This is a genomic window from Kitasatospora sp. NPDC058115, from assembly GCF_042884635.1.
In the GTDB taxonomy this organism is placed as follows: domain Bacteria; phylum Actinomycetota; class Actinomycetes; order Streptomycetales; family Streptomycetaceae; genus Kitasatospora.
The window spans coordinates 105,811-113,573 of sequence record NZ_JBHVTL010000006.1 but is presented as its reverse complement, the minus strand read 5'-3'; the positions used below and the strand labels follow the sequence as shown (position 1 = coordinate 113,573).

Sequence of the window (7,763 nt, the reverse complement as noted above, 5' to 3'; positions counted from 1 at the left end):
CCAACGGACCGAACACCGGATCCACCGGCAGCACGTACCCGGGAGGCGCAGCGAGCTCCTGCCAGTAATAGGTGCCGATCGGAACCGTCCGGATGCACAGGCCGTCCGCACCGGTGGTGCAGGCCGAACCCACCTGGGTGTCAGGGTTCGCGCCGCTGGTCTGGAGACCGGGAATCCCGTTGGTCTCCTCCCACAGCTCGAACACACCACCCGCGAGCGGCAGACCCGTCACCGAGTCCGTCTTCAGCACCCGCACCTCACCCGTCACCGGGGCCTGCGGGGCGTCCGGAGCGGTCACCTGCACGCCCTGGGCCGCGTTCGCCTCCGTCAGCTCCAGCGGACCGAAGACCGGGTCCGCCGGGAGGTCGTAGCCCAGCGGCGCGTCGGTCTCCCGCCAGTAGTACGCACCGACCGGAACCGTCCGGGTGCACAGACCGTCCGCACCGGTGGTGCAGGAGGTACCGACCTGGGTGTCCGGGTTCGCGCCGCTGGTCTGGAGACCGGGAATCCCGTTGGTCTCCTCCCACAGCTCGAACACACCACCGGCCAGCGGAGCACCCGTCACCGAGTCCGTCTTCAGGACGCGCACCTCGCCGGTCGTCGGCGGCTGTGCGACGTCCGGGGCCGTCACCTGCACGCCCTGGGCCGCGTTGGCCGCCGTCAGCACCAACGGACCGAACACCGGATCGGCCGGCAGCAGATAGCCCGGCGGAGCCGCGGTCTCCCGCCAGTAGTAGGTTCCGAGCGGAACCGTCCGGGTGCACAGGCCGTCCGCACCGGTGGTGCAGGTCGTGCCCTGCTGGGTGTCGGGGTCGACGCCGGTGGTCTGGAGACCGGGAATGCCGTTGGTCTCCTCCCACAGCTCGAACACACCGCCCGCCAGCGGCGCGCCCGTCACCGAGTCCGTCTTCAGCACCCGCACCTCGCCCGTCACCACGGCGGCGCACTCGGGCAGGTCGCCGTCGAAGGGGTAGGCGTGGAACTCCTGGCCACCGCCTCCGGTGGCCGAGCTGGTGTGGATGAGGTCGCCGGTGACGAAGACGCGGCCGTTGACGCCGGGCAGGGTGACCGTGGTCTGCGAGGTCCGCTCGCCGACCAGGATGCTGCCCTGGAACTGGCCGGTGCCCACCAGGTTGACCGAGGTGGCGTCGGGGAAGTTCCACAGCAGGCGCTCGCGGTAGGCGTTGAGCGGGTCGGTGTCGGCGATGTCGCCGCTGTAGGTGTTGATGGTCCGGGCGGCACCGGTCAGGTTGACCAGGATGGTGGCGCCCGCCGGGATGTTGGCGAAGGCGATGCCCTGCTGGCCGCCGCCCGGACCGGCGAGGTCGAAGTCGACGTTGAAGACCTGGAGCGGTGACACGCCGTCACCGGTGAACAAGGTCTCGAAGCCCGCGTTCACGGCGACGCCGGTCGGGGTGCGCGGCACCCCGTTGACCCGGGCGTAGCAGTCGGAGGCATCGGAGAGCTGGTCGCGCAGGGCGGCGTAGGGCTGGACGGCGTTGGGGTCGTGGACGAGGGTTCCGGTCACGTTGCCGGTGACGGTGCTGGCGTAGCGGACGACACCGCCCTCGGCCACCAGGGTCTGGCCGGGGGCGACGACGACGTCGTCTCCGGTGGTGAGGAAGTCCGCCCCGTCCGGCGGGGGGACCCGGGAGCCCGCGCCGACGATGCCGATGTTGTAGATGGAGCTGGCGCCGACGTCCTTGGACTGGTCGAAGTCGTGGAGGACGACGACCCGGCCCTCGGCCTCGGCGGCGCGGCCGCGGACCAGGAAGTCGGAGCCGACGAAGATGTTGATCCCGTTGTCCCGCCCGGCGATCGGGCCGTTGCTGATCGGGGGGAAGGGGTCGGGACAGCTGCCGGGGACACAGGGACCCAGGCCACCGGGGAGCGTCGCGGCCTCGGCGGACACGGCGCCCGGACCGAGCGCGAGGACGGGGACGAGGGCCGACACGATCGTGCACGGCAGTGCCAGGGCGGCGGCCTTCCGGCGGACGCGGGCGAACATGCGGTTGAAACGAGCCATAGTCGTAGCGTCCGGCAGCCCGCGCGCGCAGGGTCCGTGACGGGGCGCCGGGGTACGCTGAATGGTGCCCGGGCGCACCCGCTCAGACCAACCGTCAGCTTCCGGGGCCCGGCCGACGAGGGGTCAGGACGCCTCGTCCCAGGGGGAGGCCGCCCGGTTGCCGGTGCCGTCGCAGGTGCGGCAGATCTCGTCGCGGTAGGCGTGCTTGGCGCCGGTGGCGTCGACCCGGTAGCGGACGTAGACGCCGGTGCCGTCGCAGAGGAAACAGTTCCCCCCGCCGCCGCCGACCTCGGTGGTGCCGGTGCCCTGGCAGGTCCGGCAGCTGAGGCCGGCGGTGCGGCCGGTGCCCGCGCAGATGCGGCAGACCGTGGTCATCGTCTTCCTCCCGGGTCGGACATAGGGTCTGTCTCTTGGATCAGGCCGGGTCCGCGACGCCAGGGCGCGCCCCAGGTCATCGTAGGCGCTGTCCGGTCCTTCCCGAGAGGGCTCCGCTCAGCCCGGCAGGCCCGCGCCGACACGGCGGGAGACGGAGATCTGCTGGAGGTCGAGCATCCCCGGCGGGTCGGCGAGGCCGGGGCCGCCGGCGTGCACCCAGGCGGCGATCTCCTCGATCATGTCGTCGGCCAGCACCCAGCCCAGCCAGACCGGCCGGCCGCCGGCCGCGCGGCCCTCGCTGGAGGGGCCGACCACGACCACGTTGGAGTGGGCGCAGGTGTCCAGGCACTGCACGGCGCGGACCCGGCCCGCGTCGCCGACCGCCGTGCGCAGCCGCTCGTACTGGCCGGCGTGGTCGACGCCGGGGTGCTTCTCCCGGGTGCCGCAGCAGCAGCCCCGGCAGACGGTGACGGTCACCGGGGACACCGGGCCGCGCCCGGCGCCCTTGCCGGCGCCCTTGCCGGCGCCCTTCGCGCCGGCCGCGCCCTTGGCGCTCCCGCCCGTCCGTTCGCGCTCGCGACGGCTCATGCTCCCTCAGCCCTCCTCGTTCCCCAGGGCCCGCCGCCACGCCCGTTCGCGCAGCAGCCGCAGGCCGTTGAGGCCGACGATCACGGTGGAGCCCTCGTGCCCGGCGACGCCGAGCGGCAGGGGCAGCGTACCCGCCAGGTCCCAGACGACCAGGAGGGTGATGGCCGTTCCCGCGATCACCAGGTTCTGCACCACCAGCCGGCGGGCCCGCCGGGAGAGGGCGACCACGGCCGGGACGGCGGCGAGGTCGTCGCGGACGAGGACGGCGTCGGCGGTCTCCAGGGCGAGGTCCGAGCCGGCCCGGCCCATCGCCACGCCGGTGTGCGCGGCGGCCAGCGCCGGGGCGTCGTTGACGCCGTCGCCGACCATCAGCACCCGCCGGCCGGCGGCGGCGAGGTCGTGCACGGCGGCGGCCTTCTCGTGCGGCAGCAGCCCGCCGCGGACGTCGGTGAGGCCGACCTCGGCGGCCAGCCGGGCGGCGGCGCGCGGGTTGTCGCCGGTGAGCAGCACCGGCGGGCGGCCGGTGAGCGCGGTCAGGGCCCGGACGGCGCCGGGGGCCTGGGCGCGCGGGCGGTCGGCGAGGCCGAGCACGCCGGCCGGCTCGCCGTCGCGCAGCACCAGGACGGCGGTGCGGCCGGTGGCCTCCACGGCGGTGACGGCGGGGTGGTCGCGATGGGGGCCGGGGGCGCCGACGGCGACCACCGCCGCGCCGACCACGGCCCGCACGCCGACGCCCGGGGTGGCGGTGAAGTCGGTGGCGGGCAGGACCGGCAGGCCGCGCTCACGGGCGGCGGCGACCACGGCGCGGGCCAGCGGGTGCTCGCTGGGGTGCTCGGCGGCGGCCGCGAGCGTCAGCAGGTCGTCGGCGGTGGTGCCGTCGAGCGGGCGGACCTCGGTGACCCGGGGGGTGCCCTCGGTGAGGGTGCCGGTCTTGTCGAGGGCGACGGCGTCGGCCCGGCCGAGGCGCTCCATCACCACGGCCGACTTGACCAGGACGCCGTGCCGACCGGCGTTGGCGATCGCGGAGAGCAGCGGCGGCATGGTCGCGAGCACCACGGCGCAGGGCGAGGCGACGATCATGAAGGTCATGGCGCGCAGCAGGGCGTCGGTCAGGTCGGCGCCGAGGGCGAGCGGGACGGCGAACAGCAGCAGGGTCGCGGCCACCAGGACGGCGGCGTAGCGCTGTTCGATCTTCTCGACGAACAGCTGGGTGGGGGCCTTGGTCTCGGAGGCCTCCTCGACCATGGCGACGATCCGGGCGATCACGGTGTCGGCGGGGTCCCGCTCGACGCGCACGCGCAGCACGCCGGTGCCGTTGAGGGTGCCCGCGTACACCTGGTCGCCGGGGCGCTTGGCGACGGGCAGCGGTTCGCCGGTGATGGTGGCCTGGTCGACGTCGCCGGCGCCGTCCAGGACGCGGCCGTCGGCGCCGATCCGTTCGCCGGGGCGGACCAGCACGGTGTCACCGACGGCGAGCTCGGCGGTGGGGACGGTCTCCTCGGTCTCCCCGGTCTCCCCGGCGCCACCGACGCGCAGCCGGGTGGCGGTGGCGGGGGCGAGGTCGAGCAGGCCGCGGACGGAGTCGGCGGTGCGGGCGGTGGCCAGGGCCTCCAGGGCGCCGCTGGTCGCGAAGATGACGATCAGCAGCGCGCCGTCCAGCGGCTGGCCGATGGCGGCGGCGCCGAGGGCGGCGACGACCATCAGCAGGTCCACGTCGAGGGTCCGCTCGCGCAGGGCGCGCAGTCCGGCGAGGGCGGGTTCCCAGCCGCCGGCGGCGTACGCGGCGGCGTACAGCGTGCCGGACGCCCAGCCGGGGGCGCCGCAGAGCTGGAGGGCGAGCGCGGCCAGGAAGGCGGCCAGGCTGCCGGCCGCCCAGCGGGCCTCGGGCAGCGCGAGCGCCCGGGTGCGGCGGGGGCGCGGCGGCCCGGCGGACGGGGCGGGGGCGGCCGGCCGGGTGAGCGTGGTGGCGGACATGGGCGCCACCTTACAGGAATACATGAACACACCTTCATGTGTTCATATGACCTGTCGGGCCTTCCCTCCCCCGTCCGCGCCCCCCGTAGGATTCCCCCATGGGACACGCAGCCGCCGAGAACGCCGTGCCGCGGATGCGCCTGGACGCGTCCAACGCCGCCAAGGTGGCGAGCACGCTCCAGGCCCTCGCCACCCCCTCCCGGCTGCTGATCCTCGCCCAGCTCCGCGAAGGGCCGCGGGCCGCCACCGAACTCGCCGACGCCGTCGGCATGGAGCAGTCCGCCTGCTCCCACCAGCTGCGGCTGCTGCGCAACCTCGGCCTGGTCGTCGGCGAGCGCCGCGGCCGCTCGGTCGTCTACTCCCTGCACGACGACCACGTCGCCGCCCTCCTCGACCAGGCGGTCTACCACGTCGATCACCTCCGCCTCGGCATCACCGACGACGGAAGGGCGAACTCCGCGCCAAAGAACGGTGGTTGAGCGCCACAAGGCTGGGCGCTCCGGCATCCCGGCGGGTAGCGTGCGGACCGTGACCCTCCTCGCGCTCGCGCTCGCGACGATCCTCGGCGGCGGTTCGTACTACGCCGGGTCGCGCGCCTCGATGACGTACCGGATCCGCCGCCACGGAACGCGCTTCCGCGCCCGGGTGACCGAGGTCCGGAGCACGCCGGTGGGCGAGGGAACCGGGGTCGAGGACCACGTCCGGGTGCGCTTCGAGGTCCCGGACGGCCCCCCGGTGGAGGCGGCCACCTCGCTCTCGCTGCGCGGCCCGACGGGGCTCGAACCGGGCGACGAGGTCGAGGTCGCCCACCTGCGGCGCCACCCCCGGAAGGTGGTCGTCCTCGGGTACCACACCGCCGACGGCGTTCCGCTGCTGGCCTACACGTCCGTCCTGTTCGCGGTGATGACCGTCTTCTTCCTGTTCATCGCCCTCGCCATCCGCTGAGGGCCGCGGGTCGCCGAACCCCCTCAGGCCGTGTCCCGCACCGCCGCGCGGCCGGCGGCCCGGCCGGAGAAGAGGCAGCCGCCGAGGAACGTCCCCTCCAGGGAGCGGTACCCGTGGACGCCGCCGCCCCCGAAGCCGGCGGCCTCGCCCGCGGCGTAGAGACCGTCGAGGACGGAGCCGTCGGGGCGCAGCACCCGGGCCGAGAGGTCGGTGTGCAGGCCGCCGAGCGAGCCGCGGGTGAGGACGGACAGCCGCACCGCGATCAGCGGCGCGGCGGCCGGGTCGAGGATGCGGTGCGGCGCCGCGACGCCGAGCAGCCGGTCGCCGGGGTAGCGGCGGGCGCCGCGGGCGGCGATCACCTGGAGGTCCTTGGCGAAGGGGTTGGCGAGCTGACGGTCCCTGGCCTCGACGACGCGGCGCAGTTCGGCGCCGTCGATCAGCGGGGCCCGCGTCTTGGCGTTCATCGCGCGCGCGAGGTCGTACAGGGTGCCCGCGACCACCACGTCGGGGCCGTGGGCGAGGTGGGTGCGCAGCAGGCCGGGGGCGCCGGGCAGGGCGCGCCGCAGCATTCCGCGCAGCGGGCCGCCGGTGGGGCCGGGGTTCTGTTCGGATCCGACGAGGACGAATTCCCGGTCGGCGATCCTCCGGTTGAGCACGAACCAGCTGTGGTCGTACCCGGTGGCCGCGAGGTGTTCCAGGGTGCCGAGGGTGTCGAAGCCGGGGAAGAGCGGGACGGGCAGCCGGCGGCCGCGGGCGTCGAGCCGGAGCGCCGAGGGGCCGGGCAGGACGCGGACGCCGTGGCGGGCCCAGAGCGGGTCCCAGGTGGCGAACCCCTCGGCGCAGTGGCCCGTCCGGTCGCCGTTGACCAGGGCGGCCCCGGCCCCGGCGGCGATGCCGAGCATCAGTCCGTCGACGTGTGCGGGCACGCCGGAGAGCATCCGCCGGGGCGGGGAGCCGAGCCGGGCGGGCCAGGCCGCGCGGACGAGGTCGTGGTTGCCGCCGATGCCGCCGGAGGCGACGACCACCGCCCGGGCCCGCAGCTCGAAGCCGCCGGTCACCTCGCGGGCACCGGCCCCGCCGCGCGCCGCGCCGCCCGGCACCAGCACCTCGCCGGTGACCGTGTCGACCGCGCCCCCGTTCGCCGCCAGGCCGGTGACCCGGTGCCGGAAGCGCAGGTCGACCAGTCCCCGGGCGGCGGCCGCGCGGACCCCGCGGACGAAGGGTGCGAGCAGGCCCGGGCCGGCGCCCCGGGTGAGGTGGAGGCGCGGCACGGAGTTGCCGGGACCGTCGGCGAGCGACCCGCCGCGCTCGGCCCAGCCGACGACCGGCAGGAACCGCACCCCCAGCGCGCGCAGCCAGGCCCGCTCCTCCCCCGCGGCGAATGCGACGTGGGCCTCGGCCCAGCGGCGCGGCCAGGCGTCCTCGGGCCGGTCGAAACCGGCGCTGCCGAGCCAGTCCTGCCGGGCGAGGGCGGGCGAATCGCGGATCCGCAGCCGGCGCTGCTCGGGCGAACCGACCAGGAAGAGGCCGCCGGGGGACCAGCGCGCCTGGCCGCCGAAGGAGGCCGCGGGTTCCTGGTCGAGCAGGATCACCTTCCGTCCGGCGTCGGCGAGTTCGACGGTCGCGACCAGGCCCGCGAGTCCGGCTCCGATGACGATGACGTCGGCGTCCAGGGCCATTCGGGCAGCTCCTCCAGGCCGGGGGCGGAGGTCGCGCGCATTTCGCTCCGCCCCGTTTCGGAATTGTCGTCGATACACCGTGGAGCGAAATTCGAAATTCCCGTCGGACCGTCCGGTGAAACCTTCGAAGGATTTCCGGAAATGTCCGCGCGTGGCATGGACGCCGAAGAAACCTG

Annotated in this window: 7 protein-coding genes; 2 read left to right on the top strand and 5 right to left on the bottom strand. The window is 75.3% G+C overall.

Going from position 1 to position 7,763, the window contains the following annotated elements; translation table 11 throughout:
- From ACFVVL_RS08320 to ACFVVL_RS08305, 4 genes are all read right to left on the bottom strand, one after another.
- The coding region (locus ACFVVL_RS08320; protein ID WP_387672420.1) for a choice-of-anchor A family protein at positions 1–2,026 on the bottom strand (2,026 nt) is incomplete at its 3' end.
- A 123-nt stretch (positions 2,027–2,149) separates the two neighbouring features.
- Complete coding sequence (locus tag ACFVVL_RS08315) at positions 2,150–2,401, bottom strand: hypothetical protein (RefSeq protein WP_030302164.1); 252 nt, start codon at positions 2,399–2,401, stop codon at positions 2,150–2,152.
- Between the two features lie 117 nt (positions 2,402–2,518).
- A complete protein-coding gene (locus ACFVVL_RS08310) occupies positions 2,519–2,989 on the bottom strand; it encodes a (2Fe-2S) ferredoxin domain-containing protein (RefSeq protein WP_387672417.1) in 471 nt (156 codons plus the stop codon).
- A gap of 6 nt (positions 2,990–2,995) precedes the next feature.
- Positions 2,996–4,963, bottom strand: coding sequence for a heavy metal translocating P-type ATPase (locus ACFVVL_RS08305; protein WP_387672414.1), 1,968 nt, complete (start codon positions 4,961–4,963; stop codon positions 2,996–2,998).
- A gap of 98 nt (positions 4,964–5,061) precedes the next feature.
- Between ACFVVL_RS08305 and ACFVVL_RS08300 the strand changes: the two genes are divergently transcribed.
- Together ACFVVL_RS08300 and ACFVVL_RS08295 are read left to right on the top strand one after the other, a co-directional pair.
- Positions 5,062–5,442 (top strand): ArsR/SmtB family transcription factor, encoded by a 381-nt coding sequence (locus ACFVVL_RS08300; RefSeq protein ID WP_380291175.1) that lies wholly within the window; start codon positions 5,062–5,064, stop codon positions 5,440–5,442.
- Between the two features lie 49 nt (positions 5,443–5,491).
- Positions 5,492–5,908, top strand: a complete 417-nt coding sequence (locus ACFVVL_RS08295) for a DUF3592 domain-containing protein (protein ID WP_380291177.1) — start codon at positions 5,492–5,494, stop codon at positions 5,906–5,908.
- Between the two features lie 23 nt (positions 5,909–5,931).
- Here the strand turns inward: ACFVVL_RS08295 and ACFVVL_RS08290 are convergent, their stop codons facing one another.
- Positions 5,932–7,587: an FAD-binding dehydrogenase gene (locus ACFVVL_RS08290; protein WP_387672411.1), complete on the bottom strand. Its 1,656-nt coding sequence runs from the start codon at positions 7,585–7,587 to the stop codon at positions 5,932–5,934.
- Positions 7,588–7,763: the final 176 nt, after the last annotated feature.

What these genes read in the sequence shown, in the direction of transcription:
- ACFVVL_RS08290 (WP_387672411.1), bottom strand. Translation starts at nt 7,587, where the DNA reads ATGGCCCTGGACGCCGACGTCATCGTCATCGGAGCCGGACTCGCGGGC.
- ACFVVL_RS08310 (WP_387672417.1), bottom strand. Translation starts at nt 2,989, where the DNA reads ATGAGCCGTCGCGAGCGCGAACGGACGGGCGGGAGCGCCAAGGGCGCG.
- ACFVVL_RS08300 (WP_380291175.1), top strand. Translation starts at nt 5,062, where the DNA reads ATGGGACACGCAGCCGCCGAGAACGCCGTGCCGCGGATGCGCCTGGAC.
- ACFVVL_RS08305 (WP_387672414.1), bottom strand. Translation starts at nt 4,963, where the DNA reads ATGTCCGCCACCACGCTCACCCGGCCGGCCGCCCCCGCCCCGTCCGCC.
- ACFVVL_RS08315 (WP_030302164.1), bottom strand. Translation starts at nt 2,401, where the DNA reads ATGACCACGGTCTGCCGCATCTGCGCGGGCACCGGCCGCACCGCCGGC.